26 protein-coding genes, 1 tRNA gene and 1 pseudogene are annotated in these 24,470 nt (G+C 60.5%); 11 read left to right on the top strand and 17 right to left on the bottom strand.

Annotation, left to right across the window (positions count from 1 at the left end; genetic code table 11):
- Positions 1–20: 20 nt before the first annotated feature.
- The 8 genes and pseudogenes from HU762_RS16650 to panM all read right to left on the bottom strand — a co-directional run.
- On the bottom strand, positions 21–1,118 hold the full coding sequence (locus HU762_RS16650) for a PDDEXK nuclease domain-containing protein (RefSeq protein ID WP_186639051.1): 1,098 nt from the start codon (positions 1,116–1,118) through the stop codon (positions 21–23).
- A 204-nt stretch (positions 1,119–1,322) separates the two neighbouring features.
- On the bottom strand, positions 1,323–1,724 hold the full coding sequence (locus HU762_RS16645; protein ID WP_186638856.1) for a hypothetical protein: 402 nt from the start codon (positions 1,722–1,724) through the stop codon (positions 1,323–1,325).
- A gap of 64 nt (positions 1,725–1,788) precedes the next feature.
- Positions 1,789–2,118: a DHCW motif cupin fold protein gene (locus tag HU762_RS16640; protein ID WP_186638854.1), complete on the bottom strand. Its 330-nt coding sequence runs from the start codon at positions 2,116–2,118 to the stop codon at positions 1,789–1,791.
- A 116-nt stretch (positions 2,119–2,234) separates the two neighbouring features.
- A tRNA-Phe gene (locus HU762_RS16635) sits at positions 2,235–2,310 on the bottom strand.
- A 102-nt stretch (positions 2,311–2,412) separates the two neighbouring features.
- Positions 2,413–2,685 carry an oxidative damage protection protein gene (locus HU762_RS16630; protein ID WP_030141485.1) on the bottom strand — a complete coding sequence of 91 codons (273 nt, stop codon included), beginning with the start codon at positions 2,683–2,685 and terminating at the stop codon, positions 2,413–2,415.
- Positions 2,682–3,749: an A/G-specific adenine glycosylase gene (gene mutY, locus HU762_RS16625; protein WP_186638852.1), complete on the bottom strand. Its 1,068-nt coding sequence runs from the start codon at positions 3,747–3,749 to the stop codon at positions 2,682–2,684. The genes HU762_RS16630 and mutY overlap by 4 nt, the downstream gene beginning before the upstream one ends.
- Positions 3,746–5,971 carry an AsmA family protein gene (locus tag HU762_RS16620; RefSeq protein ID WP_186638850.1) on the bottom strand — a complete coding sequence of 742 codons (2,226 nt, stop codon included), beginning with the start codon at positions 5,969–5,971 and terminating at the stop codon, positions 3,746–3,748. Before HU762_RS16620 ends, mutY begins: the two co-directional genes overlap by 4 nt.
- A 116-nt stretch (positions 5,972–6,087) precedes the next feature.
- A pseudogene (panM, locus tag HU762_RS16615) lies at positions 6,088–6,480 on the bottom strand (aspartate 1-decarboxylase autocleavage activator PanM); the annotation flags it as partial.
- Between the two features lie 261 nt (positions 6,481–6,741).
- Between panM and HU762_RS16610 the strand changes: the two are divergent.
- The 7 genes from HU762_RS16610 (at position 6,742) to HU762_RS16580 (ending at position 12,592) form a co-directional block, all read left to right on the top strand.
- Positions 6,742–8,403 (top strand): OFA family MFS transporter, encoded by a 1,662-nt coding sequence (locus HU762_RS16610; RefSeq protein WP_186638839.1) that lies wholly within the window; start codon positions 6,742–6,744, stop codon positions 8,401–8,403.
- A gap of 276 nt (positions 8,404–8,679) precedes the next feature.
- Positions 8,680–9,273 (top strand): imidazoleglycerol-phosphate dehydratase HisB, encoded by a 594-nt coding sequence (hisB, locus tag HU762_RS16605; RefSeq protein ID WP_003186751.1) that lies wholly within the window; start codon positions 8,680–8,682, stop codon positions 9,271–9,273.
- The gene (hisH, locus tag HU762_RS16600) at positions 9,273–9,911 is read left to right on the top strand and encodes an imidazole glycerol phosphate synthase subunit HisH (protein WP_186638837.1); all 639 of its coding nucleotides are present in this window, start codon (positions 9,273–9,275) and stop codon (positions 9,909–9,911) included. Before hisB ends, hisH begins: the two co-directional genes overlap by 1 nt.
- Positions 9,911–10,165, top strand: a complete 255-nt coding sequence (locus HU762_RS16595; RefSeq protein ID WP_030141479.1) for a DUF2164 domain-containing protein — start codon at positions 9,911–9,913, stop codon at positions 10,163–10,165. Before hisH ends, HU762_RS16595 begins: the two co-directional genes overlap by 1 nt.
- A 99-nt stretch (positions 10,166–10,264) precedes the next feature.
- Positions 10,265–11,002, top strand: a complete 738-nt coding sequence (gene hisA, locus HU762_RS16590) for a 1-(5-phosphoribosyl)-5-[(5-phosphoribosylamino)methylideneamino]imidazole-4-carboxamide isomerase (protein WP_014336098.1) — start codon at positions 10,265–10,267, stop codon at positions 11,000–11,002.
- Positions 11,003–11,011: 9 nt separating this feature from the next.
- Positions 11,012–11,782, top strand: coding sequence for an imidazole glycerol phosphate synthase subunit HisF (hisF, locus tag HU762_RS16585; RefSeq protein WP_003196830.1), 771 nt, complete (start codon positions 11,012–11,014; stop codon positions 11,780–11,782).
- A gap of 63 nt (positions 11,783–11,845) precedes the next feature.
- Positions 11,846–12,592: an ABC transporter substrate-binding protein gene (locus HU762_RS16580; protein ID WP_186638835.1), complete on the top strand. Its 747-nt coding sequence runs from the start codon at positions 11,846–11,848 to the stop codon at positions 12,590–12,592.
- 21 nt (positions 12,593–12,613) lie between these two features.
- On the opposite strand, the gene HU762_RS16575 is transcribed toward HU762_RS16580, so the two are convergent.
- The 4 genes from HU762_RS16575 to gpmI all read right to left on the bottom strand — a co-directional run bounded on the left by HU762_RS16575 (position 12,614) and on the right by gpmI (position 17,713).
- Positions 12,614–13,393 carry a divergent polysaccharide deacetylase family protein gene (locus tag HU762_RS16575; protein WP_186638833.1) on the bottom strand — a complete coding sequence of 260 codons (780 nt, stop codon included), beginning with the start codon at positions 13,391–13,393 and terminating at the stop codon, positions 12,614–12,616.
- Between the two features lies 1 nt (position 13,394).
- Positions 13,395–14,711 (bottom strand): S41 family peptidase, encoded by a 1,317-nt coding sequence (locus HU762_RS16570; RefSeq protein WP_186638831.1) that lies wholly within the window; start codon positions 14,709–14,711, stop codon positions 13,395–13,397.
- 32 nt (positions 14,712–14,743) lie between these two features.
- Positions 14,744–16,036 carry a murein hydrolase activator EnvC gene (locus HU762_RS16565; RefSeq protein WP_186638829.1) on the bottom strand — a complete coding sequence of 431 codons (1,293 nt, stop codon included), beginning with the start codon at positions 16,034–16,036 and terminating at the stop codon, positions 14,744–14,746.
- A gap of 147 nt (positions 16,037–16,183) precedes the next feature.
- On the bottom strand, positions 16,184–17,713 hold the full coding sequence (gene gpmI / locus HU762_RS16560; protein WP_186638827.1) for a 2,3-bisphosphoglycerate-independent phosphoglycerate mutase: 1,530 nt from the start codon (positions 17,711–17,713) through the stop codon (positions 16,184–16,186).
- Positions 17,714–17,865: 152 nt separating this feature from the next.
- Here gpmI and HU762_RS16555 point away from each other — a divergent pair, with 152 nt between their 5' ends.
- Genes HU762_RS16555 through secB form a run of 3 tightly spaced genes read left to right on the top strand, consistent with a single transcriptional unit; the run spans position 17,866 to position 19,057 of the window.
- Entirely contained in the window at positions 17,866–18,279 is a 414-nt protein-coding gene (locus HU762_RS16555) for a rhodanese-like domain-containing protein (protein WP_186638826.1), read from the top strand.
- Position 18,280: 1 nt separating this feature from the next.
- Positions 18,281–18,535, top strand: coding sequence for a glutaredoxin 3 (gene grxC / locus HU762_RS16550; protein ID WP_186638824.1), 255 nt, complete (start codon positions 18,281–18,283; stop codon positions 18,533–18,535).
- A 39-nt stretch (positions 18,536–18,574) separates the two neighbouring features.
- Positions 18,575–19,057, top strand: a complete 483-nt coding sequence (gene secB, locus HU762_RS16545) for a protein-export chaperone SecB (protein WP_186613244.1) — start codon at positions 18,575–18,577, stop codon at positions 19,055–19,057.
- Positions 19,058–19,122: 65 nt separating this feature from the next.
- Here the strand turns inward: secB and trmL are convergent, their stop codons facing one another.
- The gene (gene trmL, locus HU762_RS16540) at positions 19,123–19,578 is read right to left on the bottom strand and encodes a tRNA (uridine(34)/cytosine(34)/5-carboxymethylaminomethyluridine(34)-2'-O)-methyltransferase TrmL (protein ID WP_186613246.1); all 456 of its coding nucleotides are present in this window, start codon (positions 19,576–19,578) and stop codon (positions 19,123–19,125) included.
- Between trmL and HU762_RS16535 the strand changes: the two genes are divergently transcribed.
- On the top strand, positions 19,577–20,017 hold the full coding sequence (locus HU762_RS16535) for a hypothetical protein (protein WP_186638822.1): 441 nt from the start codon (positions 19,577–19,579) through the stop codon (positions 20,015–20,017). The two genes, trmL and HU762_RS16535, sit on opposite strands and share 2 nt — an antisense overlap.
- 421 nt (positions 20,018–20,438) lie before the next feature.
- Here the strand turns inward: HU762_RS16535 and ntrC are convergent, their stop codons facing one another.
- The 4 genes from ntrC to HU762_RS16515 all read right to left on the bottom strand — a co-directional run bounded on the left by ntrC (position 20,439) and on the right by HU762_RS16515 (position 24,353).
- Positions 20,439–21,875, bottom strand: a complete 1,437-nt coding sequence (gene ntrC, locus HU762_RS16530; protein ID WP_186613250.1) for a nitrogen regulation protein NR(I) — start codon at positions 21,873–21,875, stop codon at positions 20,439–20,441.
- Entirely contained in the window at positions 21,872–22,957 is a 1,086-nt protein-coding gene (gene glnL, locus HU762_RS16525) for a nitrogen regulation protein NR(II) (protein ID WP_186613252.1), read from the bottom strand. The genes ntrC and glnL overlap by 4 nt, the downstream gene beginning before the upstream one ends.
- Before the next feature lie 254 nt (positions 22,958–23,211).
- Positions 23,212–23,838 (bottom strand): DUF4124 domain-containing protein, encoded by a 627-nt coding sequence (locus HU762_RS16520; RefSeq protein WP_186638820.1) that lies wholly within the window; start codon positions 23,836–23,838, stop codon positions 23,212–23,214.
- Positions 23,835–24,353 (bottom strand): DUF4124 domain-containing protein, encoded by a 519-nt coding sequence (locus HU762_RS16515; protein ID WP_186638818.1) that lies wholly within the window; start codon positions 24,351–24,353, stop codon positions 23,835–23,837. The genes HU762_RS16520 and HU762_RS16515 overlap by 4 nt, the downstream gene beginning before the upstream one ends.
- Between the last annotated feature and the right edge of the window lie 117 nt (positions 24,354–24,470).

Here is a 24,470-nt window from a genome sequence, read left to right as displayed (position 1 = left end):
AGAAAAAAAGCGCATCAATCTTACACAGATTTCTTGGGCGGACGGTCGCCAATTGCTGGCTTTGTCGCGTCAGTTGTCTGGCTTGGTTGCCGCTCTTCAAGCCGTGCGCGCTCGCGATCCAGCGCCTTGCGCAGCTCTTCTTCGGTGGGAAGTACTAGTTTGTACTGGCTGGCGAACAGTTGTTCATTGCCCTGCAACACCGAATAACGCACCACCGACTCATCCTTCTGGGCGCAGAGAATGATGCCCACGGTGGGTTTGTCGTCGGGGCCGCGCGTGAGGTCATCGTAGAGGCGCACGTACATGTCCATCTGGCCGATGTCCTGGTGACTCAGCTCACCGCGCTTTAGGTCGACAATGACAAAGCACTTGAGCACATAGTTATAGAAAACCAGGTCGAGGTAGAAGTCCTTGCTTTCGGTGCTGATACGCTGCTGGCGGGCTATGAAGGCGAAGCCTTTCCCCAACTCAAGGAGGAAGCCCTGCAGTTGATTGATCAGGGCTTGTTCAAGGTCGGTTTCCTGCAGTATGCCGGCGTTTGGCAGCCCTAGAAACTCAAGGACCACCGGGTCCCTGACTATGTCTCTAGGACCAAGATCAAGTTTTTCAATATTGGTAAAAGCCTCCTGCTCCACGGCAGGCCGGTCGCGGCTTGCCAGGAGGCGTTCGTAATAGAAGGTGCCGATTTGACGTTCCAGTGCTCGGGTCGACCAGTTTTGGGCGGTGGCTTCGTTCATGTACCAATGGCGTGCATTCGCATTTTCGACGCGAAGCAGCGTTCGATAGTGAGTCCAGCTCAATTCGTGACGCAGTGCGTCACAGATCGGAAACGCCTGATAAAACAGGCGCATGTAGCGCAGATTCGAAGCGTCAAACCCTTTCCCAAACCGCGCCGTCAGCACCTTCGCCAGCGACGGTAGCAGCCTTGCGCCATACGCCGCCCGATCGGCGCCTCCCTGCTCGAATTCAATGATGTGCCGACCGATCTGCCAACAGGTTTGTACCTGGAGCGTATCAACGGCACGCAGAACTTTCTGGCGTGCCTGGCGGATCAACTCGCCCAGGTCATTGATCAAGGGGGCGAGCTGTGGATCATCTTGGGGCAGCGTTGGCGTCATCGAAATGTCCGGTCGTGGAAGGGAGTAGACCAGAGCATGCTGCAAAGGAAGTTTCGATGATGCCGGACGGCGCTGATAGGTTGGAGGGAAAAATACCTGGTTTATGCAGGATGGGTATGACGCCGTTGCATGTTGGTTGACCTTGGCTTGTAGGAACTCTCCCCCCAAGCTGTCAGCCATCGCAAGCCCGACGTGACGTCAGGCTTATCCTTGCGCCAGCGCCTGGGATGCAGCCACATAATCAGCCTGGAACTGCTTGCTCTCGACCCAGTCCAGTGCGGTCTGCTCGTCGACACCCTTGGTCATCTGGCGATACTCGATCAGGGCCGTAATGATGAAGTCAGTGGCGGCTTCCTCGCCTTCCTGTTCCAGCACCAACTCCAGCAGCGGATGCCCCAGGAAGGCCGTGCACATGGCCTGCTGGCTGATTTTTTCCGCAGCGCTCATGAGTTGGAACAGGTCCGATAAATCCACGGTTTCCAGATCGATGCGGTCATCGTTCGGGTCGAGGAAGTGCTCAGGCGTAGCGGCGCGTTGAATCCTGTTCTGCTTGGCTTTCGCCTTGGCACGCTGGTTTCGCTTCTGTTGTTTGTTGACCGATGCCATGGGTCGGTTCCTTGCTGGAAAATAAGGCCATCTATCCTACAGCTTCAAGGTGATCGCTTCGATCTCAATCCACCACGAACAAGGTGGCGCCAAGAGAGGTTGAAGAACGATGGGGCTCGGCCTTGTCAGCCACCTGATAGCTCATGCCTGGCTTGAGCAAGAATTGTCGGCCGTCTTCGAGTTCGGTGTTCAATTCACCCTTGAGGCAAAACAGGATGTGGCCCTTGGTGCACCAATGGTCAGCCAGATAACCCGCCGTATATTCCACCATCCGCACCCGAATGTTGCCGAATCGCTGGGTGCGCCAATAAGCGGTTCCGGTGACGCCTTTGTGTTCGGTGGGCTCGATGCTTGACCAATCGGTGGTGCCGAAGGGGATGCCGGTGATATCCATGGCGACTCGCTTGCAGGAGAGGGAGCGAACGAATGTAGCTGAGTCGACGAGGCCCGGGAAGAAAATCCCAGGCAATAAAAAACCCGATCAATTTCTTGATCGGGTTTTTCGGTATTTGGTGCCCAGAGACGGAATCGAACCGCCGACACGGGGATTTTCAATCCCCTGCTCTACCGACTGAGCTATCTGGGCAACGGGGCGCATTAAACGGGTTTTTCAGGGGGGCGTCAAGCAAGTTATCAAAAAATATTTAACTATTACCGTCGCTTACGATCCGCTCCCGCTCCGGACAGCTTATTCGGACGGCGGCACGTAGCCTTCGGCCTTGGCGTATTCTTCGCCCGAAAAGAACTTTTCCATTTCGCCCTGGAGATATTTTCGGTCCTCGGCGTTCATCATGTTCAAGCGTTTTTCATTGATCAGCAGCGTCTGGTGTTTTTGCCAGTCGCCCCAGGCCTTGGCCGATACATTGTCGTAGATGTCCTGGCCTTTGGCGCCGGGAAATGGGGCGCGTTCCAGGCCTTCCAGTTGTTCTTTGTACTTGCGGCACATGATGGTGCGGGTCATTGCAACTCTCCTGCGTTCAATACGGCGGCCGCGCGTGCGAGCAAGGTTTTCACTGGAGCAGCGAGGCCCAGGCGCGGCGGGGTGGCGAGGTTATACCAGAGCCAGTCGGCCTCGGCCACGTGATGGCCGGTATCCCGGACCCGGACCAGCCAGGGTTCGATTGCCAACTGGAAGTGGCTGAAGGTGTGTATCAGGCTTGGCATTTGCTGTTGCTGGCCTAGCTCTAGTGAATGTTGCAGGGCCAGGTGTTGCAGATCATCGAGGTCATCGAGTTCCGGCAGGCTCCACAAGCCGCCCCATAAACCGATGGAAGGGCGGCGGTAAAGCAAGATGGCGCCTTCGCGATTGGCCAGCATGGGCATCAAGGTGCGCTTCTTCGGCACTTCCTTGCGTGGCTTGGGAATCGGATAACGTGTCTCCAGGCCCAGCATGTGGGCCTCGCAGCCTTTTTCCAGCGGGCAGACCAGGCAACTGGGTTTGCTGCGGGTACAGAGCGTGGCGCCCAGGTCCATCATCGCCTGGGTGTAGGCGTTGACTCTATCCTGAGGGGTGAAGCGCTCGGCAGTGGCCCAAAGCTGTTTCGCCACCTTGGGTTCGCCCGGGTACCCCTCTTGAGCGGTAAAGCGCGCCAGCACCCGTTTGACATTGCCGTCGAGGATCGGCGCCCGCAGGCCCATGCTGATGCTAGCAATTGCACCTGCGGTCGAAAGACCGATCCCGGGCAGTTCGGTAAGCTTCTCAACGTCCCGGGGAAATTCGCCGCCATATTGCTCGACGACGATCTTCGCGGTTTTCTGCAGATTGCGCGCGCGGGTGTAGTAACCCAGTCCCGTCCACAGGTGCAGTACTTCATCCTCCGGCGCGGCCGCGAGAGCCTGGACGGTGGGCAGGGACGCCATGAACCGGTCGAAATAATTGAGCACGGTGCTCACTTGGGTCTGTTGCAACATGATTTCCGAAACCCACACCCGATAAGGGTTGATGCCCTGTTGCCAGGGCAAGTCGTGGCGTCCGTGGCGGTCGAACCAGTCCAGTACCGCGGTGGAGAATTGCTCGGATGTCATCGCTTGAACAGCCCCTTGAGCGCGTCTTTCAGCTCGGGGCTGACCTTGTCGCCCAGCTTCTCGTCAAGTTTGTCGCCGAGGCGGTCGCCGGCCAGTTTCGCCGCGACCTTGCCCAGGCCATCGTTGTCCAGGCGGCAGGCTTTCGCGCCCAATTCCAGCGGACCTCGGCAGCGCAACGGCCATTCGACATCGACGTAGCGTTCGTTGACCTGGCAGGCCGGATCGGGCATGTCGCTCTTGTCGCCTTCGACGATGACGCCGACGCGGTAATCCATACCCAGTACGCGCAAGTCGATGTCGCCGTTGCCATTGACCGTCATCCCGGGAATGCGCACTTTCAGGTCCGGGTTGCTGGCAACGCCGTTGTTGAAAGTGAGATTGCCGTTGAGCTGCTGGAATGGCGTGTCCTTGCCTCGCGGTTCGCCACTGAGGGACTTGCGGTTCAGCGTGGCGATGCCTTTGCACAATTGCTGTTCAAGGTTGGCGTTGAGCAGCATGCCATCGTTGATGACGAACCCGGCGTTGCCATTCAGGCTGTCGATCAGGGCTTTCTGGCTGTTGCCGCTGGCGGTCACGGCGCTGTTGAGCGTCACCAGGCCCTTGACGGGAGGATTCTTACCCTGGCTTTCGATGATTTTTTCCACCGGCACGCGATTGATGCGGGTTTGCAGGCTCAGCTGCGGCGTGGGCTGGCGTACATCCAGGGTGCCCTTGGCTTCGAAGTTACCGTTGTACAGATCGCCACGCAGGTTCTCCAAGGTCAGCAGGCCGCCTTGGCCGTTGGCCTTGAGGGAGGCATTCTGGATGGGCAGCTTGTCGAGGGTCAGCTGGCCGAAAGTCACGTCGGCATCGACGTCCAGCTTGCTCAGGCGCTCCACCGGAAAGAGCCGGTCGTTGCTCCAGGCGCCTTGGGTCGGGGCGCTTGGCAACGGTGTGCTGCCGGCGCCGGCCATGGCGCTGGCCTCGGTGTTGCTGACCTCGGCCTCGCGGGCGGCCCTGGAGCTGTCGGCTTCGGCGGATTTTGGCGGCAGGTAGCGATCGACATTGAACGTGTCGGCCTTGAGCTGGACACGCAGGGATTGCTTGGCGATATCCTCCACGGCAACGCGACCGCTGAAATTGCTGTCGTCGATTTTGAAGTTGATGTCGTTGAGCTCGATGGTTGCTGGCGTGGCTGCAATGCGGCTTGCCAGTTCGACTTTGCTCAGGCTGCCTTCCGCCATGGCCGGAAGTGTCTGGCCGATGCTGTCGACGAACTTCGCCAAGTCGAACTGGGCGATCGAAATTCCACCGTTCAGTTGCGGTGTTTTGTCGAGGTCGTTGACTTTCAACTCGCCCAAGGCACGCAATTGATTGACGGACAGCTTGATGCCGGTCCATTCGGCGACGTTTGCAGCTTTATCCAGGAAGAGTTGCCCTTGTGCCGCGAAGCTCACGGTCTTGCCCTGCAGTGGATCGCCAGTGGCTTCGCCGGAAAGCTTCAGGTCTTCGAATCTATAGCGCTGCAAGGCACGTTCGAAGCGCAGCTCGCCAGTGGCCTCGGTGCGCACGCGAACGGCAGGCTGGTTGCTGGACAGGAACGCCGTGAGGGTAACCGGGATGTTGGTGGAGTCGTGGATCGGGCCGGTGCTCAGCTGGATGCTTTCGGCGGTGAACTGCTTGCCGGTCTGCTCGTCGGTGTATTCCACCCGCGCGTTGTTCACGGTCAGGCTGTCGATGTCCAGGCGAGTTGGCTGGGCCGGTTTTTCCGCCGGTGTGCTGGCAGGCGGGGAAGGTTGCTCGACGGGAGCCGGCGTGTCCGTGGTCGATGCGACCGCTGGAGCCTTGCCGATGTCTTCCCAATTGCCGTGGCCGCTCTTGTCGCGGTTGAGCCGCAGATTCAAGCCTTCGACGCGGACATCGCTCATCTGCACTTCGCGGCGCAGCAGCGGCATGACCCGGACTGACAGTCCAAGCATCTGCAGGTCGGCGAAAGGTTGCGTGGGGTTGGCCAGGGTGGCGACGCTGGCTTCGTGCAGTTCAAGACCCAGCCACGGAAACAGGCTCCAGCCAATGTCCCCATTGAGGGTCAGCTCGATGTGGGCCTTGTCGCGGGCTATCTGGCGGATCTCTTCCTTATAGTCGTTGGGATCGAAGAGGTGGGTCAGGGCAAAGCCCAGGGCCACAATGATCAGCAACAGCCCGAGAAGTACCAGACCCAGGATTTTGCCGAACGCTTTCATGGGCGAATCCTTGTAGGTTGAGTTCAAATTTTGCCCGGGAGTATAACGTCCCGGGTCGATGGAGCGTTGGGTGATCTGTCTTGCCGCAGACTTGCCGGGCATAGACCTGGCTGGCCAACATCCAAGGGCAACTTGAGCTTCGCCGCCAATGCCTGGGCCTCCAGGTGCCCGGCCGGTGCAGAGAGCCGAAGCTCGACATGATCGTGCCGGGCCATCCTCAGCGCTTCGCTCACCAGCCGCTCGGCCACGCCACGGCGGCGTGTGATCTTTCGCACGCACATCTGTGACAAGTGCCAGGCGTCCTGGTGCCGTTGAAGGCGTGCCGCACCGAGCAGCCGATCATTGAAACGGGCCGCGATCAGCGAGCCTTCTGCCAGGCAAACGCTGATCAATTGCGCTGCATCGCAGAACGGCTCCAACAGCCAGGTTGGCGCGTCCTGGTAGATTTTCTGCAGGTCCTGCTGATCCTGACCAGTGGCGTCATTCAGGTGCTCGACAACGATAGGCATGGAAAATCCTGAAAAATAAACGAATTAACCCCTACAGAAAGCGGGCGAAGGCGCGATAAGACGAGTGACAGGAAAAAGGTGATATCACTTTGGTTTTTCTGTCACGAGCAAATGTTAACCTTTGTCAGTTCGCCCGTCCTTCTGTGACGTGATGTCGCACTAAAATGGAGCTTCACCACAAAATACAGCCGTGCCTGCGTGCAATGGAGGCTGAGGGTGATGCATGGCTGGCGAACCATTCCAATAACTGGGGGATACACAATGAGCACGAGCATCACGGCAGGCGGCATTGCCGACCAGCCAGCGTTCCTCTCCAAGGAACGCATCATCGCCAAGCCCGGGTTCAACCGGTGGCTGGTTCCACCGGCCGCATTGGCCATTCACCTCTGCATCGGCATGGCCTACGGCTTTTCGGTGTTCTGGTTGCCACTGTCCAAGGCCTTGGGTGTCACCAAGCCAGTGGCCTGTGCACCGGACATGAGCTTCATCGCGCAAATCTTCTCGTCCCAATGCGACTGGCCGATCTCGATGCTCGGCTGGATCTACACGCTGTTCTTCATCTTCCTGGGTTGCTCGGCAGCCATCTGGGGTGGCTGGCTTGAACACGCCGGGCCACGCAAGGCTGGCGTTGTATCGGCCTTGTGCTGGTGCGGTGGCTTGCTGATTTCCGCGTTGGGTATCTATACCCACCAGATCTGGCTGATGTGGGTCGGCTCTGGTGTCATCGGCGGTATCGGCCTGGGCCTGGGCTACATATCCCCGGTCTCGACCCTGATCAAGTGGTTCCCGGACAAGCGCGGCATGGCGACCGGCATGGCGATCATGGGCTTTGGCGGTGGCGCGATGGTGGGTGCTCCACTGGCTGCGGCGCTGATGAGCCATTTCGCTTCGCCAACTGAAGTGGGCGTATGGCAGAGCTTCCTGGTCATGGCCGCGATCTACTTCGTGTTCATGATCGGTGGCGCCCTGTCGTACCGCGTTCCGCCGACCGGCTGGAAGCCTGAAGGCTGGGCGCCGGCGCCGAAAAAAGCCGCGAACGCAATGATCACCCATCGCCACGTTCACGTGAACACTGCCTGGAAAACCCCGCAGTTCCGTCTGGTATGGCTGGTGCTGTGCCTGAACGTATCTGCCGGTATCGGCATCATCGGCATGGCATCGCCACTGTTGCAGGAAGTGTTCGGCGGCAAATTGCTCGGCAATGACCTACCTTTCGGTCAGCTGGACGCTGCGCAACTGGGCCAGATCGCGGCCATCGCGGCCGGTTTCACTGGCCTGCTGAGCCTGTTCAACATCGGCGGCCGGTTCTTCTGGGCATCCTGCTCGGATTACCTGGGCCGTAAAAACACCTATTTCGTGTTCTTCGCCCTGGGCTTTGCCCTGTACGCGCTGATCCCGAACCTCGGTCACCTGGGCAGCGTCGCGCTGTTCGTGGCGGCGTTCTGCATCATCCTGTCGATGTACGGCGGCGGTTTCGCCACTGTGCCGGCCTACCTGGCGGACCTGTTCGGTACGCAAATGGTCGGCGCGATCCACGGTCGCCTGCTGACCGCGTGGGCTGCGGCGGGCGTGCTGGGTCCGGTACTGGTGAACTACCTGCGTGAATATCAGTTGAGCATCGGCGTTGAACGTGCCGCGGCCTATGACATCACCCTGTATATCCTCGCCGGCCTGCTGGTACTGGGCTTCCTGTGCAACCTGATGGTTCGCCCGGTCGCCGACAAGTACTTCATGACCGACGCCGAACTGGCCGCCGAACAGGCGCTGGGCCATGACAAGGGCGCCGACAGCACCACTTCGCTGGAATGGAAAGCCGCACCGGGCACCAAGCCCCTGGCGATCGCCGCCTGGCTGGTGGTGGGCATTCCGTTGGCGTGGGGTGTGTGGGTGACCTTGCAAAAGACGGCGGTGTTGTTCCGCTAAGACAGCTGCCCTGACCATTGCGTCAGGGCGACCCTTGTGGGGGCGGGCTTGCTCGCGATAGTGGAGTTCAGTCGACATCAGTCTGCTGGCCTCCGCTATCGGGAGCGAGCTCCGCTCCCACAGTCGTTTTGGGCGATGGCAAAGAGTTGTATGGACATGTCTAACGCCGACGGCACCGAATTCAACCCGTCATCGATGTCACCTCTTTGTTTCTGTTTGCCGCTCGCGCCCCTATAATGGCTGCCTTTTTCGCCCAATGATTTTGCGGAGCTGGTGATGGCCGAACGTAAGGCGTCTGTCGAGCGCGACACTCTGGAAACCCAGATCAAAGCCTCGATCAACCTGGATGGCACCGGAAAGGCCCGATTTGATATCGGCGTGCCTTTTCTTGAGCACATGCTCGACCAGATCGCCCGTCACGGGCTGATCGACCTGGACATCGTCAGCAAGGGCGACCTGCATATCGACGACCACCACACGGTGGAAGATGTCGGTATCACTTTGGGCCAGGCCTTTACCAAGGCCATCGGCGACAAGAAGGGCATCCGTCGCTATGGCCATGCCTACGTGCCGCTCGATGAGGCGCTGTCGCGCGTGGTCATCGACTTCTCCGGCCGTCCTGGCCTGCAGATGCACGTGCCGTACACCCGTGCCACCGTTGGCGGCTTCGACGTTGACCTGTTCCAGGAATTCTTCCAGGGCTTCGTCAACCACGCCAACGTGACCCTGCACATCGACAACCTGCGCGGGCACAACACCCACCACCAGATCGAAACCGTGTTCAAGGCGTTCGGCCGCGCGCTGCGCATGGCCGTCGAGCTCGATGACCGTATGGCCGGCCAGATGCCTTCCACCAAGGGCGTCCTGTAATGCAGACGGTCGCGGTTATCGACTACGGCATGGGCAACCTGCACTCGGTGGCCAAGGCCCTCGAACACGTGGGCGCCGGCAAGGTGCTGATCACCAGCGATGCCGACGTGATTCGTGAAGCCGACCGGGTGGTGTTCCCCGGCGTCGGCGCGATTCGCGATTGCATGGCCGAGATTCGTCGCTTGGGTTTCGACAAACTGGTGCACGAAGTCAGTCAGGACCGCCCGTTTCTAGGCATCTGTGTCGGCATGCAAGCCTTGCTCGAGCGCAGCGAAGAGAACGACGGTGTCGATTGCATCTCCCTGTTCCCAGGCCAGGTAAAGTTCTTTGGCAAGGGCCTGCATGAAGACGGCGAGCACTTGAAAGTCCCGCACATGGGCTGGAACGAAGTGAAGCAGACGGTGAATCACCCGCTGTGGCACGACATCCCGGACCTGGCGCGCTTCTACTTCGTGCACAGCTATTACATCGCCGCCGGCAATGCCCGGCAGGTGGTGGGTGGTGGCCACTATGGCGTCGATTTCGCCGCGGCCCTGGCCGACGGCTCGCGCTTCGCCGTGCAGTTCCACCCGGAGAAGAGCCATACCCATGGCCTGCAACTGTTGCAGAACTTCGCGGCATGGGACGGGCGCTGGTAATGGCGCGCAAGAAACCGCCGATCCTCACCCTCACGCCCGAGCAGGAGAGTGAAGCGAACCGCAAGATCCAGCGGTTCATGGAGGAGCGTTTCGAGCTGGACCTGGGGTCGTTCGAAGCGGCGGAAATTCTTGACCTGTTTACCCGCGAAATTGCTCCGCACTATTACAACAGGGCGATTTTCGATGTGCAGGCGCACCTTAAAGAAAGGTTCGAAAGCATTGAAAGCGACTTGTGGGCGCTTGAGAAGAATTAGAGCAGCGGCAAGCTTCAAGCTTGAAGCTGCAAGTATTGAAATGCGTGCCTGCTTGCAGCTTATGGCTTGCAGCTTGCAGCTCTTTGACGAAGGAAAAGCATGCTAATTATCCCCGCTATCGATCTCAAGGACGGCGCTTGCGTACGTCTGCGCCAGGGCCGCATGGAAGACTCCACGGTGTTTTCCGATGACCCGGTGAGCATGGCCGCCAAGTGGGTAGAGGGCGGTTGCCGTCGCCTGCATCTGGTCGACCTGAACGGCGCCTTCGAAGGCCAGCCGGTCAATGGCGAAGTGGTCACGGCCATTGCCAAGCGCTACCCGAACCTGCCGATCCAGATCGGCGGTGGCATTCGCTCGCTGGAAACCATCGAGCACTACGTCAAGGCCGGCGTCAGTTACGTGATCATTGGCACCAAGGCCGTGAAAGACCCGGCTTTCGTCGCCGAAGCCTGCCGCGCGTTCCCTGGCAAAATCATCGTCGGCCTGGATGCCAAAGACGGTTTCGTCGCAACCGATGGCTGGGCTGAAATCAGCACCGTGCAAGTCATCGATCTGGCCAAGCAGTTTGAAGCCGACGGCGTGTCCTCGATCGTTTATACCGACATTGCCAAAGACGGCATGATGCAGGGCTGCAACGTGCCGTTCACCGCTGCGTTGGCCGCTGCCACGAAGATCCCGGTGATCGCTTCCGGTGGCATTCATAACCTGGGTGACATCAAGTCGCTGCTCGACGCCAAGGCGCCGGGCATCATCGGCGCAATCACCGGTCGCGCGATTTATGAAGGCACCCTCGACGTCGCTGAAGCGCAAGCTTTCTGCGATTCGTACAAAGGCTGAGGACTGACCATGGCGCTGGCCAAACGCATCATCCCTTGCCTGGACGTGGACAACGGCCGGGTGGTCAAGGGCGTCAAGTTCGAGAACATCCGTGATGCCGGCGACCCGGTGGAAATCGCCCGTCGCTACGACGAGCAGGGTGCCGACGAGATTACCTTCCTGGACATCACGGCCAGCGTCGATGGCCGCGACACCACGCTGCATACCGTCGAGCGCATGGCCAGCCAGGTATTCATCCCGCTGACCGTGGGCGGTGGCGTGCGCACCGTGCAGGACATCCGCAACCTGCTCAATGCCGGCGCGGACAAGGTGTCGATCAACACGGCGGCGGTGTTCAACCCGGAATTCGTTGGCGAAGCGGCCCAGCACTTCGGCTCGCAGTGCATCGTCGTGGCCATTGATGCAAAGAAGGTCTCCGGCCCGGGCGAAACCCCGCGCTGGGAAATCTTCACCCACGGCGGGCGCAAACCCACAGGCCTGGATGCTGTCGAGTGGGCGAAGAAAATGGAAGGCCTGGGTGCCGGTGAAATCCTGCTGACCAGCATGGACCAGGACGGCATGAAAAACGGCTTCGACCTTGGCGTCACCCGCGCCATCAGCGATGCCTTGGGCATCCCGGTGATCGCTTCCGGCGGCGTCGGCAACCTGCAACACCTGGCCGACGGCATCCTGGAAGGCCATGCCAGTGCGGTGCTGGCGGCGAGCATTTTCCACTTTGGCGAATACACCGTGCCGGAAGCCAAGGCCTATATGGCCCATCGCGGTATCTGCATTCGCTGACCGCTGGACACCATGGCGAGCCCAAGGCACTCTTGGGCACACCATGGATTGCGGTAGCCCGACATGCTCAAACGCCTTGTTCTTGCCTTTGCCGGTGCCACGTTGCTGCTCGCCGGCACCGCACGCGCCACAGACACCTCGCTGGTGCTGCTGACGGAAAACTTTCCGCCATACAACATGGCAAAGAACGGCAAGAACTTCGCCCAGGACGAGAATATCCATGGCATTGCCGTGGACATCGTTCGAGAAATCTTCAAGCGCGCCGACATCACCTATAGCCTCACGCTGCGCTTTCCTTGGGAGCGGATCTACAAGCTTGCCTTGGAGAACCCCGGCTACGGTGTGTTCGTCATGGCGCGGTTGCCGGAGCGCGAGAAACTCTTCAAATGGGTCGGTCCCATCGGCCCGGACGACTGGGTCATGCTTGCCAAGACTGACAGCAAGATCACCCTCGACTCGCTGGATCAAGCGCGCCAATACAAGATCGGTGCCTACAAGGGCGATGCGATTGCCGAGACGTTGGCCAAGCAGGGTTTGAACCCGATCGTTGTGTTGCGCGACCAGGACAACGCCAGAAAGCTGATGAATGGCCAGATCGATCTATGGGCTACCGGCGACCCTGCCGGCCGTTACCTGGCGCGCCAGGAAGGCGTCAGCGACCTGCGGACTGTATTGCGATTCAACAGCGCCGAGTTGTATTTGGCGTTGAACAAGGACGTACCGGACGAGGTGGTTGCCCGGTTGCAGAACGCCTTGGATGAATTGCGCAAGGAAGGTGCAGTGGATGCGATCATGGCGCGGTATCTCTGAGGGTCGCGCCAGCCCCGCTGGCTACCGATAAACCCCATCCTTCCCATGCCCGGCCATCGCCTGATTGCTGCGCAGGCTGATCATCGACCTTATGTCGATCCACTCGATGCCCTGGGCCTTGAGCCGAGGCAGTTCGCGTTCGAGCACGGCGAGGGTCTGCGGATAGGGATGCCCGATCATCACTGCCGAGCCCTGCCGCCGAGCCAATTCGATGGCGACTTGAAGCTGGCCGGCAATGGCCGCTTCGGTACGCTCGTCATCAAGGAATACATCCCGTGACACGCTGGCGAGGCCGATCTTTTGCGCTTCGGCGGCGGCGACTGTCCGGGCGCTGGTGCGGCTGTCGACAAAGAACTTGTGTCGTTGCTGCAAGTTCGCCATCAGCCACGCCATGGCTTGGGGCTGGGCGGTCATGCGGCTACCCATGTGGTTGTTGATGCCGCTGGTGTAGGGCACGGCAGCGAACGCGGCGTCGAGGCGCCTGCCCAGTTCTTCGATGGGCAATTCCGGATGCCAGGCGAACGGCCCGGTGGCCGGGTCCATGGGCATGTGCAACATGACCAGCTTGCCGGCGCGATGGGCTTCGCGGGCGACTTCGGCGGCGTGGGGCGTGTCGGGCATGATCGCGGCGGTGACCGGACCGGGGAGGGCAAGTACCTGGCGATCCCGGGGCAGGTTTTGCCCCAGGTCGTCGATGATCAGGCTCAGGTACGCCTTGTGCGGCGAAGAAGGCGTGGCGGGCGCCGCATTAACGGCCCCCGCCAGCAGGCACAGCAGGACGAAGGTAAATCGCAGGACCATCTCAGCGGCCGGACGTGATGTTCAACCCCTTGAGCAAGCTCAAGGCCTGGGCCAACTGGTAATCGTCATCCTGCGGCATTGGCTTGGCCTTGGCGCCGGAGCCGGTCGGCCTGTCCGCACCGCCGTTGCCATTGCCCAGGTGACCTTGCAGGTCGGCTTCCTTGAAGTATTCGCTGTCCGCCTCGCTGGTGATCTTGGCCTTGCGCACTTCGATGTCCGGGACGATGCCCTGGGCCTGGATGGAGCGGCCGTTAGGCGTGAAGTACAGCGCGGTGGTGATCTTCAAGGCGCGGTCGTTGTTCAGCGGCAACACGGTCTGCACCGAGCCCTTGCCGAAACTGGTGGTACCCATGACGACACCGCGTTTCTGGTCCTGCAGGGCGCCGGCGACGATTTCCGATGCCGAGGCGCTGCCGCCGTTGATCAGCACCACCAGTGGCACGGCTTCGCTCAGGTCGTTGCCGGTGGCCGAGAAGCGCAGCTCGGAATTGGCGATGCGACCCTTGGTGTAGACGATCAGGCCCTTGGTGATGAAATGGTCAACCACTTCCACGGCCGATTGCAGGACGCCGCCGGGGTTGTTGCGCAGGTCCAGGACCAGGCCGTTGAGTTTCTTGCCGTTGTCCTTGCGCAGCTTGGCCAGGGACTTGGCGACTTCTTCGCCGGTCTTGACCTGGAACTGGGTGATACGGATGTAGCCGTAGCCCGATTCCAGCAACTGGCTTTTTACACTTTTGACCTGGATGACGGCGCGGGTCAACGTCACGTCGAATGGCGTACCACCGTCGCGCACCAGGGTCAGGGTGATCTTTTCGCCGATCTTGCCGCGCATCTTGTCCACGGCTTCGGTCATGCTCTGGCCGCGAGTCGGCTGGCCGTTGATCTTGACGATGAAGTCGCCAGCCTGGATGCCGGCCTTGGAGGCAGGCGTGTCGTCGATTGGCGAGACCACCTTGACGAAACCGTCTTCGCTGCCGACTTCGATCCCAAGGCCGCCGAACTCGCCGCTGGTGCTTTCTTGCAGCTCGGCGAAATCTTCCGGCCCCAGGTAGGCGGAGTGCGGGTCGAGGTTGCTGAGCATGCCTTTGATGGCGTTCTCCAGCAGCATCTTGTCGTCCACCGGTTCCACATACGCGGCTTTGATCCGATCCATGACTTCGGCGAAGGTGCGCAGCTCATCCAATGGCAGCGGCGCCTTGGTGGTAACGGTCGTGGCGGTTGTTGGCGACGGCGCGGGTTGCGCGGCGAAAGCCAGGGGCGCACCGATCACGAGGGCGATCGTCAGGGCCAGCGAGGTGAGGCGGGACAAATGCAGCATGTCGAACGAACTCCTGAGTTGGATGGGCGCGCTTATCCTTGCGCACGACACCATTGGGCCGGATCACTTGGGCGACCCTGCTGGCGAATAGCAAAATACAGTGCTGGCGTGTCCTGCCCGCCACTGTTGCCGACCGTGGAGATGGACTCGCCGGCCTTGACCACATCCCCCGCCGACTTGAGCAGCGTCTGATTATGGCCATAAAGGCTCAGGTATCCGTTGCCGTGATCCAGGATCACCAGCAGGCCGGCACCGCGCAGCCAGTCGGCAAACACCACGCGCCCGCCATGTACGGCGTGCACCTGGCTACCGGCGGAGGCGCTGATCATCACGCCGTCCCATTTGGTGCGAGTGTCGTCGCCGCGGGTTTCACCGAAGCGCGCAAGTAATCGACCATTGACTGGCCATGGAAGTTTGCCTCGAGCCGAACCAAAAGCGCCGCCGAAGGTTTCGCCATCACTGGAAACCAGTGCGCCGGGGCTGGATTTTGCCGGTTTGCGCGGTGCTTCGCCGGCATCAGCGTCGGCCTGGGCTTCACGTAAACGCTTTTTTTCGGCTTCCTGCTGGGCGATCAGCGCTTTCTGGCGCGCCTCTTCCGCCTCACGAGCCTGGCGGGCCAGGGTTTCCTCAATGGTCTTCAAGACTTTTGCCAGTTCGGCCTGGTCCTGCTCGCGGGCCTTGAGCTTGCTGTCGCGAGCCTTCACGTCGTCGTTGAGCTTGGCCAGGGCGACCTGGCGCTCCTTGCGGACCTTCTCGAGTTCTTCACGCTGGGTGTCGAGGCTGCTTTTCTGAACCAACAACTGGGCTTGCTGCAACTCGATGTCTTTTTCGACATTGGCCAGTTGGCGCAGGGTTTCGTTGAAGCTCTTGAGTTGTTCCAGGCGTGCCTGGCTCAGATAATCGTAATAAGTCAGGGTGCGGGCGAATTTTTCAGGGTTCTGCTGGTTGAGCAGCAGCTTGAGATATTCCTGGCGGCCGTTCTGGTAGGCGGCCCGGGCCTGGATGGCGATCAGCTTTTGCTGTTCAGTGCGCGCGCTCTGGAGTTTTTTTTTCTCTCCATCGAGCCGTTGCAGCTCGGATTCGCTTTTCTTCAGCTCTTTCTGCAAGGCGTCGACCTGCTTCTCCAGCTTGCCCATCTCGGTCTCGGTGCCGCGCAGGTCTTTCTGTACGCTGGATTTCTCTTCCTGCAGCTTGTTCAGCAGTTTTTTCAGCTCGGCAATGTCCTGACGCGTGGCGTCCAACTGTTGTTGGGTTTGCGCGCGCTCGTCAGCGAAGGCCGGTTGGAGCAGGCAGGTCAGAGCAAGGGCTATCAGGACGCGAAGCATAGAGGCGGGCGACACCAGGGAAAGGGACGGCCTAGTATGCCCGCCCCACGCTGCAAAAAAAACGCCCATTTGGGGCTGTGTGATAACTGGCCGAAAAAACACCTGGACCAATGCGGGAGCAACCTTGCTCCCGCATTGGGGCGCTGGTCAGACCAGGATCGAAGTGCCGGTCATCTCCGCCGGTTTTTCCATGCCCAGCAGCATCAGCATCGTTGGGGCGACGTCAGCCAGCACGCCGCCGTCGCGGACCTTGAAGTCACGCTTGCCGACATAGATGAACGGCACCGGCTCGGTGGTGTGGGCAGTATGGGCCTGACCGGTGGACGCGTCGGACATCTGCTCGACGTTACCGTGGTCGGCGGTGATCAGGGCTTCGCCGCCGACTTTTGCCAGCGCGTCAACGATGCGGCCGACGCAGACGTCGAGGCATTCCACGGCCTTGACTGCCGCGTCGAACACGCCGCTGTGGCCGACCATGTCGCCGTTGGCATAGTTGACCACAATCACGTCGTAACGCTGGTGTTCAATGGCGTCGACGATGCGGTCGGTCACTTCCGGCGCACTCATTTCCGGTTGCAAGTCGTAGGTGGCGACTTTCGGCGATGGGATCAGGATGCGCTCTTCGCCCGGGAAGGGCTCTTCACGACCACCGGAGAAAAAGAAGGTCACGTGGGCGTATTTTTCGGTTTCGGCGATGCGTAGCTGGGTCTTGCCGTTTTTTGCCAGGTAATCGCCCAACACGTTTTCCAGGCTGCCGGCGGCGAAGGCCGATGGCGCGGGGATGCTGGCGGCGTATTGGGTCAGCATCACGAAGCCGGCCAGTTTCGGCTGGCGGGCGCGCTCGAATTCCTTGAAATCGTCCTCGACAAACACGCGGGTCAGCTCGCGGGCGCGGTCGGCGCGGAAGTTCATGAACACCACGGCGTCGCCGTCTTCAACCTTCACCGGCTCGCCAATGGTGGTGGCCTTGACGAATTCATCGCTTTCGCCGCGCTCGTAGGCGGCTTGCAGGCCTTCCTGGGCGGAGGCGGCGTTGAATTCGGCGCTGCCATCGACGATCAGGTTATAAGCCTGGGCGACGCGGTCCCAGCGGTTATCGCGGTCCATGGCAAAGTAGCGGCCGATCAGGCTGGCGATCCGGCCCTTGCCCAGCGCCTTGAACGTTTCGTCCAACAGCTTGATCGACGACTCGGCGCTCTTGGGCGGCGTGTCGCGGCCGTCGAGAAAGGCGTGCAGATAAATATGCGTGGCGCCGCGTTTGGCGGCGAGCTCGGCCATGGCGATCAGGTGATCCTGATGGCTATGCACGCCACCGTCCGAGAGCAGACCCATGAAGTGCACGGCCTTGCCGGCAGCCACCGCTTTGTCCACGGCTGCGCAGATGGTCGGGTTTTCGAAGAACTCGCCGTCGCGGATCGATTTGGTCACGCGGGTGAAATCCTGATACACCACGCGACCCGCGCCGAGGTTCATGTGGCCGACCTCGGAGTTGCCCATCTGCCCGTCTGGCAGGCCGACGTCCATGCCGCTGCCGGAGATCAGGCCGTTCGGCACGCTGGCCCACAAGCGGTCCAGGACAGGCTTCTTCGCCGCGTACACGGCGTTGGATTCGTGGCTGTCACTGTGACCGAAGCCGTCCAGAATCATCAGGACCAAAGGTTTAGGCGTGGTAGTCATGGAATCCACTCGTGGCTGATTAAAAGAAGACGATGGAAAAGGGACGGGCAGTTTAAAGGTAAGTTCCGGTGCCGTCACCGCCGGGCGGGGTTTGGCCGGCCTTGCGTGCTGTGTATACTGGCCGACATTTTAACGCCCTGGAACCTCCTTCGATGGTTGCTCACCTGATTGAATTTGCCACTAACCACTACATTCTCGTCGGTATCTTCGTCGTACTGCTGGCGTTGCTGGTTGCCCATACGATGCAGGGCGGCGGACGCAGCCTGAGCACGGGCGAGCTGACCGCGCTGGTCAACAAGGATGCCGGCGTGGTGGTCGATATCCGCCCGAGCAAGGATTTCGCCGCCGGTCACATTGTCGGCGCGCTGAACATTCCCCAGGACAAACTGATCGCACGCGTGGGCGAACTGGAAAAGCACAAGGCCAAGACGCTGATCCTGGTCGACGCCCAAGGCCAGCAGGCCGGCACCCTTGCCCGCGAACTGATGAAGTCCGGCTTCACCGCCGCCAAGCTGTCCGGTGGCGTTGCGAGCTGGAAAGCCGACAATCTGCCCCTGGTGAAGTGAGATGCCCCACGTTGTTGTCTATTCCAGCGATTACTGCCCCTATTGCTCCAGAGCCAAGATGCTGCTCAAGAACAAAGGCGTAGGGTTCGAAGAGATCAAGGTCGACGGCAAGCCGCAACTGCGCGCCGAAATGACCAAGAAGGCCGGGCGTACCTCCGTGCCGCAAATCTGGATCGGCGACACCCACGTGGGCGGTTGCGATGATCTGTTCGCCCTGGAGCGCGCCGGCAAGCTCGACGCGCTGCTCAAGGCCTGAATTCCTATTAATAGAACCTGAAAGTAAGAAGGATCTGCGATGACTGACCAACAGAACACAGCTGCCAGCGAAGAAGAAGCCGCACCGCAATTCTCCTTGCAGCGCATTTATGTTCGCGACCTGTCCTTCGAAGCCCCGAAAAGCCCGGCGATCTTTCGCCAGCAATGGGAGCCGAGCGTGGCCTTGGACCTGAACACCCGCCAGAAGGCCTTGGAAGAAGACTTCCACGAAGTGGTGTTGACCCTGTCGGTGACCGTGAAGAACGGTGACGAAGTGGCGTTCATCGCCGAGGTTCAGCAGGCCGGCATCTTCCTGATCAAGAATCTGGATGCCGCTTCGATGAGCCACACCCTGGGCGCGTTTTGCCCGAACATCCTGTTCCCCTACGCCCGGGAAACCCTGGACAGCCTGGTGACTCGTGGTTCGTTCCCGGCCCTGATGCTGGCCCCGGTGAACTTCGATGCCCTGTACGCCCAAGAGCTGCAGCGCATGCAGGAAGCGGGTGAAGCGACCGTTCAGTAAGCTGCCGATGAAACCTTGAAAAGCGCCTTGATAGGCGCTTTTTTCTTAGGCTGATTCGAATCGGGTTATCTGAAGCCGTTCTGCCGCCAGGCCTCGTAGACCGCCACCGCCACGGTGTTGGACAGGTTCAGGCTCCGACAGCCTTCGCGCATCGGCAAGCGCAAGCGTTGCTCCGCCGGTAGTGCGTCCAGCACCTCTGCCGGCAAGCCACGGCTTTCCGGTCCGAACAGGAATGCATCACCGGCGACGAAGCTGGCGTCATGAAACGGCCGAGAGCCTTTAGTGGTGAAGGCAAACAAACGCGGTTGCCCCAGGCTTTCAAGACAACTCGCCAAGTCGGCGTGTCGCTGCAAGGTGGCATACTCGTGGTAGTCGAGGCCGGCGCGGCGCAGGCGCTTGTCGTCCATCTCGAAGCCCAGCGGTTCGATCAAATGCAGGTGGCAGCCGCTGTTGGCGCACAGTCTGATGACGTTGCCGGTATTGGGCGGTATTTCCGGTTGAAAAAGGATGACGTGAAACATGCACGGCTCCGCAGATAAAGATGAGCGGCATTCTACGCCGCAAACCGATCGACGTTCGAAGCTAATACCTCGGGTGATGGGGTCCTTGGCGCTTTTCGGGATGATGGTCGGGCTGATGATCGGTCGCATCACCACGCCCGAGCCGAGCGAGCTGCAGCAGGTCGAAGTCCTCGACGGGGCGCTGGTGGCGTGGTTCAACAATGAGCCGAAGCTGCACGGGGAAATCATCGACGGCTCGGTCGCGTTGTTGTTCCAGGCAAAGGGGAAGGCGCAGAAGGGCCAGCTCAAGCTCAACGGCAGGGATGTGAACTGGCGGGTTCGCTTGAGTGACAAGGGCTTGTTGCTGACGCTGGTGGCGGCGCGTCCGTTGCGGGGAGAGTGGGCCGGCAGCGAAGTCGATGACCGCTGGCGGCTGGAGGTCCGTCTCCAGGAGCAATAAAAGAGGGAATCCCCGGCCTGCCTGTACCAAGGTCCCCAAAACGGGAGGGCTCGCCGCGAAGGTCCAGCCCTGGTGTAAAGAAGGGAAACCTTGACCTGCCTGTATCAAGGCCCCCAAAACAGTGGGCTCGATGAGCCCGGTATAAAAGAGGGGAATCCCCGGCCTGCCTGTACCAAGGTCCCCAAAACTGGGTAGTGACTGGGTTATTGCAGAGGGCGTGCCAGTTTCGAATAATTTGTCACAAAAAGATGGCCATGAAGCGAAAAGCCCCGTAAATCGGGGCTTTTGCGTTGTGCGGGTTTGGTTTTCCGAGACGCAGCGCTGGGTTCAGCGCTCGCATTGCATGCGCAATTGCAGTTCATGGTGCATTGATGCGGTGCATCGCCCCCGTGTGTGGGGGCTGGCGCAAAGCCAAGGACTGTCAGCCCTCATCCCCTTCATCATCGTCGCCACCGTCGACCTTCATGCCCAATTCCTTGATTTTGCGGGTCAAGGTGTTGCGGCCCCAGCCCAGCAGCACGGCGGCGTCGCGACGGCGGCCGGCGGTGTGCTTGAGGGCGGTTTCGATCATGATGCGCTCGAAGGCCGGGACGGCACTGTCGAGCAGGCTCGATTGGCCGCGTGCCAGGGCCTGGTCGGCCCATTGGCGCAGGGCCTGCTCCCAGTTGGTCACCGGTGCCGAATCTTGTGGCAGGCTCAACAGTTCCGGCGGCAGGTCGCTGATATGCACTTCGCGACCCGACGCCATTACGGTGATCCAGCGGCAGGTGTTCTCCAGTTGGCGCACGTTGCCCGGCCACGGCAAGTTCTTGAGGTATTCCTCGGTTTCACTCTTGAGCAGCTTCGGCTCCACCGCAAGTTCCTGGGCTGCACGGCCGAGGAAGTGGCGCGCCAGGGTCGGGATGTCTTCACGCCGGTCCGCCAGGCGCGGGATGTGGATGCGGATCACGTTCAGGCGGTGGAACAAGTCTTCGCGGAATTTGCCGGCGTGAACCAGTGTTTCCAAGTTCTGATGGGTGGCGGCGATGATGCGAACATCGACCTTGACCGGCGTATGTCCACCGACTCGGTAGAACTCGCCGTCGGCCAAGACACGGAGCAAGCGAGTCTGGGTATCGGCCGGCATGTCGCCGATTTCATCGAGGAACAGCGTACCGCCATCGGCTTGTTCGAAGCGCCCACGGCGCAGGTTGGCCGCGCCGGTGAAGGCGCCTTTTTCATGGCCGAACAACTCCGATTCCATCAAGTCCTTGGGAATCGCCGCCATGTTCAGCGCAATGAACGGCGACGCCGCCCGTGGGCTGTGGCGGTGCAGGGCATGGGCCACCAACTCTTTACCGGTGCCAGATTCGCCGTTGATCAGCACGGTGATGTTGGAATGGCTCAGGCGCCCGATGGCGCGAAACACTTCCTGCATCGCCGGCGCTTCGCCGATGATTTCCGGCGTGCGGGCCAGGGCGGGCACTTCTTCCAGGCCTTGTTGTTCCTGGGCGTGCTGGTTGGCGCGCTTGACCAGCGACACGGCTTCGTCGACATCGAACGGCTTGGGCAGGTATTCGAACGCACCGCCCTGGTAGGACGCCACGGCGCTGTCCAGGTCGGAATGAGCGGTCATGATGATCACCGGCAATCGCGGGTGCTGCTCGCGAATCCGCGCCAGCAAATCCAGGCCACTGGCGCCGGGCATGCGAATGTCGGAAATGATGACGTCCGGCTGCTGACGGGCCAGGCGGCTCATCACCCCGTCGGCGCTGTCGAAGCTCTGGGTGGTCATGCCTTCCTGCTGCAAGGCTTTTTCCAGGACCCAGCGGATAGAACGGTCGTCATCGACGATCCACACGGTTTCACTACGGCTCATGTCGATGTGGCTCCTTGTTCCAGTGGCAGGAAGATCGAGAAAGTGGTGTGGCCGGGGTGGCTTTCACATTCGATCAAGCCCTGGTGCTGACTGATGATGTTCTGGGTGATGGACAGGCCCAGCCCGGTACCGTCCGGACGGCCGCTGACCATGGGAAAGAAAATGGTTTCCTGCAATTCCGAAGGGATGCCCGGCCCGTTGTCGATGATTTCGATCTTGGTCACCAGGCGATGGCGTACATGGCCGATGGTGAACTGGCGCATGGCGCGGGTGCGCAGGCTGATGCGGCCCAGGCGAAGCTCGTTCTGGCTGCTGATGGCTTGCATGGCGTTGCGCACGATGTTCAGCACCGCCTGGATCATCTGCTCGCGGTCGATCAGGACGTCGGGAATGCTTGGGTCATAGTCACGCACCAAAGTGATGCAGCCTTGGCTCTCGGCTTCCACCAGGCTGCTGACCCGCTCCAGCACTTCATGGACGTTGCACAGCGCCAGGGACGGCAGCTTGTTCGAGCCGAGCATGCGGTCCACCAGGTTTCGCAGACGGTCGGCTTCCTCGATGATGACGTTGGTGTAGTCCTTGAGGCTCTCTTCCGGCAGTTCCCGGGCAAGCAATTGCGCCGCGCCGCGAATACCGCCGAGTGGATTCTTGATCTCATGGGCCAGGCCGCGCACCAGCATCTTGCTGGTTTCCTGCTTGGATAGTTGGGCTTCTTCCTTGGTGATGCGCAGCAGGCGATCGCGAGGATGAACCTCCAGCAACAGGAGCGTGGTGCCGTTGTTCAGAATTGGCGTAACTGCGTAATCAACCGTAAGGGTCTGGCCGGCGAGGGCGGTGAGCATCGCTTCGCGCTTGGTGAACGGGTGGGCCTGTTCAACGGCCTGGCGCAGGGAGTTGAGCGCCTCGGCGGACTCGGTGAACAGTTCGCTGATGAATTGCCCGTGACTGCGCTGGCCACTGACGGCCAAGAGCATTTCGGCCGCCGGGTTCATGTACTCCAGACGCAATTCGGCGTCGAGCAGGATGGTCGCGGTGGTGAGGTTGTCGAGCAGCAAGCGGTGTAGTGCGTCGCTAATGGTCATCAGGACCTCTTTTAAAGCGTAGCAATCGGGGGCAAGCCCTCAAATTGCGCGCGCGATTAATGCGCTGATACCAGGAAAATGCAAAAACCAAACCAAGGCTCCGAAAAGAAGCGTTTAAAGCCTCAAATAGCCTTTTTACGCCCGTTTCCGTGGCGTTCCGCCAGCTTGATCGGGTAGTTTCGAACCAGAATGGGTTGGGGTTTGGGGTGAGGTGCTGATTTTCGCACTGATATGGTGCGTCATCCGGAAGAGCATTAAAAGAAGGGGAGGATGCTGCTTTCTTCTTCCTTGGGCTTGTCGGAAAGCGGGCACTCCGGGCGTTGGCCATAGTCAGCCTTGGCGCACGGTTTGACGCGGCGCTTCTGTGCCAGGGACACGCGTTGCATATGGAATGGCTGGTTGGCGGTGCGTTCGACGATGCGATCCTGCTCATCGAGGATCTCCACCGCCAGATGGTGGGTGCCTCGATCAATGTTCTCCAGGGCAAACACCGGGCTGGGCCCCGGTTCGCCGGTGGATTTGCCGTCCAGCAGCAAGCGATAGCGGTGGCCTTTCCGCAGGCCGGGTTCGCTGGTCGCGGTGACGATCATCTCCCCTGCGGTACTGCGTATCGTCGCGTCCGGTTCGGGAATCAACAGCCGGAGCATCTCATAACGGAACAAGGGCTCGGCGGGCGGTTTTTCGGACGTCGCCGTCGAGGTGGTGGCGGACGGTGGTGTCGCCATCCGGTTGCCGGGCGGTAATTCAACCTTCGTTGCATTGCCCGGGCGCGGCTGGTCGGTAAAGACCCGGTTGCCCTGGGCGTCGATGTACGTATAGACCTGTGCCGCCCCAGGCAAGGCTGCCAGCGTCAGGCCCAGCGCGACCAGCCAGCGGATCATGGAAGGTGGACTCGCTGGACGGTAAAGGTCACGGTTTCACTCTGCTGCACCAGGTTTTCTCCATCAATGACCTGGACCGCCAGGCTGTGCTCACCGCGGTCGATGTTCACCAATTGCAAGCGTGGCACATTGGTCGGCTGACCGTAGGGCTGGCCGTCCAGCAACAGTCTGAACAGATGTGGGCTGCGCAGGCGCGGCTGGGTCCGGACGCCAACGGTGAACGTGCCGTTATTGGCGCGCAGGGCTTCTTCGGTGGGGATGTCGGTTAGCTCCAGTATGTCGTAGGCATTGCGTGGCTCGTCGCTGCTTTCTGAATGGGGGGTCGTCTCGGGGCTGGCCGGAGATTGGCGTTCAATGCTGTTGAGCGGCGGCAATTCCACGGTCTGGGCCGGCACGCCATCGGGCGGCTGGTTGCTGTAGGCGGTGTTGCCGTCGGCATCGGTGTATTTGTAGATCTGCGCGGCGGCGGGCAGCGCCAACAGCAACAGCAGGATGATTGAAAAACAACGACCCATGGAAAAACGACCGAAAACGAAAGTGATGGGTTCCAGCATAGGCCAGGGGAGGCGGTTGGCCCAATTTGTTCCCCCGGTCACCTGCGAGCGAGCTTGCTTGCGACGGCGGTTCGTCGG

Origin of the sequence: Pseudomonas sp. SWRI92, from assembly GCF_014268685.1 — a bacterium.
GTDB lineage: Bacteria > Pseudomonadota > Gammaproteobacteria > Pseudomonadales > Pseudomonadaceae > Aquipseudomonas > Aquipseudomonas marvdashtae.
Note: the sequence above shows the minus strand (reverse complement) of the source record. Positions and strands in the feature narration are given on the sequence as shown.

Bases quoted from the DNA above. Each gene is read 5' to 3' on its own strand.
- HU762_RS16645 (WP_186638856.1), bottom strand. From the start codon at position 1,724: ATGGCATCGGTCAACAAACAACAGAAGCGAAACCAGCGTGCCAAGGCG.
- HU762_RS16520 (WP_186638820.1), bottom strand. From the start codon at position 23,838: ATGATCCGCTGGCTGGTCGCGCTGGGCCTGACGCTGGCAGCCTTGCCT.
- HU762_RS16535 (WP_186638822.1), top strand. From the start codon at position 19,577: ATGCACGGCTCCGCAGATAAAGATGAGCGGCATTCTACGCCGCAAACC.
- HU762_RS16570 (WP_186638831.1), bottom strand. From the start codon at position 14,711: ATGCTGCATTTGTCCCGCCTCACCTCGCTGGCCCTGACGATCGCCCTC.
- secB (WP_186613244.1), top strand. From the start codon at position 18,575: ATGACTGACCAACAGAACACAGCTGCCAGCGAAGAAGAAGCCGCACCG.
- HU762_RS16580 (WP_186638835.1), top strand. From the start codon at position 11,846: ATGCTCAAACGCCTTGTTCTTGCCTTTGCCGGTGCCACGTTGCTGCTC.
- HU762_RS16565 (WP_186638829.1), bottom strand. From the start codon at position 16,036: ATGCTTCGCGTCCTGATAGCCCTTGCTCTGACCTGCCTGCTCCAACCG.
- HU762_RS16595 (WP_030141479.1), top strand. From the start codon at position 9,911: ATGGCGCGCAAGAAACCGCCGATCCTCACCCTCACGCCCGAGCAGGAG.
- hisF (WP_003196830.1), top strand. From the start codon at position 11,012: ATGGCGCTGGCCAAACGCATCATCCCTTGCCTGGACGTGGACAACGGC.
- HU762_RS16575 (WP_186638833.1), bottom strand. From the start codon at position 13,393: ATGGTCCTGCGATTTACCTTCGTCCTGCTGTGCCTGCTGGCGGGGGCC.
- glnL (WP_186613252.1), bottom strand. From the start codon at position 22,957: ATGACCATTAGCGACGCACTACACCGCTTGCTGCTCGACAACCTCACC.
- HU762_RS16640 (WP_186638854.1), bottom strand. From the start codon at position 2,118: ATGGATATCACCGGCATCCCCTTCGGCACCACCGATTGGTCAAGCATC.
- HU762_RS16650 (WP_186639051.1), bottom strand. From the start codon at position 1,118: ATGACGCCAACGCTGCCCCAAGATGATCCACAGCTCGCCCCCTTGATC.
- hisB (WP_003186751.1), top strand. From the start codon at position 8,680: ATGGCCGAACGTAAGGCGTCTGTCGAGCGCGACACTCTGGAAACCCAG.
- trmL (WP_186613246.1), bottom strand. From the start codon at position 19,578: ATGTTTCACGTCATCCTTTTTCAACCGGAAATACCGCCCAATACCGGC.
- ntrC (WP_186613250.1), bottom strand. From the start codon at position 21,875: ATGAGCCGTAGTGAAACCGTGTGGATCGTCGATGACGACCGTTCTATC.
- HU762_RS16630 (WP_030141485.1), bottom strand. From the start codon at position 2,685: ATGACCCGCACCATCATGTGCCGCAAGTACAAAGAACAACTGGAAGGC.
- grxC (WP_186638824.1), top strand. From the start codon at position 18,281: ATGCCCCACGTTGTTGTCTATTCCAGCGATTACTGCCCCTATTGCTCC.
- gpmI (WP_186638827.1), bottom strand. From the start codon at position 17,713: ATGACTACCACGCCTAAACCTTTGGTCCTGATGATTCTGGACGGCTTC.
- hisA (WP_014336098.1), top strand. From the start codon at position 10,265: ATGCTAATTATCCCCGCTATCGATCTCAAGGACGGCGCTTGCGTACGT.
- HU762_RS16555 (WP_186638826.1), top strand. From the start codon at position 17,866: ATGGTTGCTCACCTGATTGAATTTGCCACTAACCACTACATTCTCGTC.
- HU762_RS16620 (WP_186638850.1), bottom strand. From the start codon at position 5,971: ATGAAAGCGTTCGGCAAAATCCTGGGTCTGGTACTTCTCGGGCTGTTG.
- mutY (WP_186638852.1), bottom strand. From the start codon at position 3,749: ATGACATCCGAGCAATTCTCCACCGCGGTACTGGACTGGTTCGACCGC.
- hisH (WP_186638837.1), top strand. From the start codon at position 9,273: ATGCAGACGGTCGCGGTTATCGACTACGGCATGGGCAACCTGCACTCG.
- HU762_RS16610 (WP_186638839.1), top strand. From the start codon at position 6,742: ATGAGCACGAGCATCACGGCAGGCGGCATTGCCGACCAGCCAGCGTTC.
- HU762_RS16515 (WP_186638818.1), bottom strand. From the start codon at position 24,353: ATGGGTCGTTGTTTTTCAATCATCCTGCTGTTGCTGTTGGCGCTGCCC.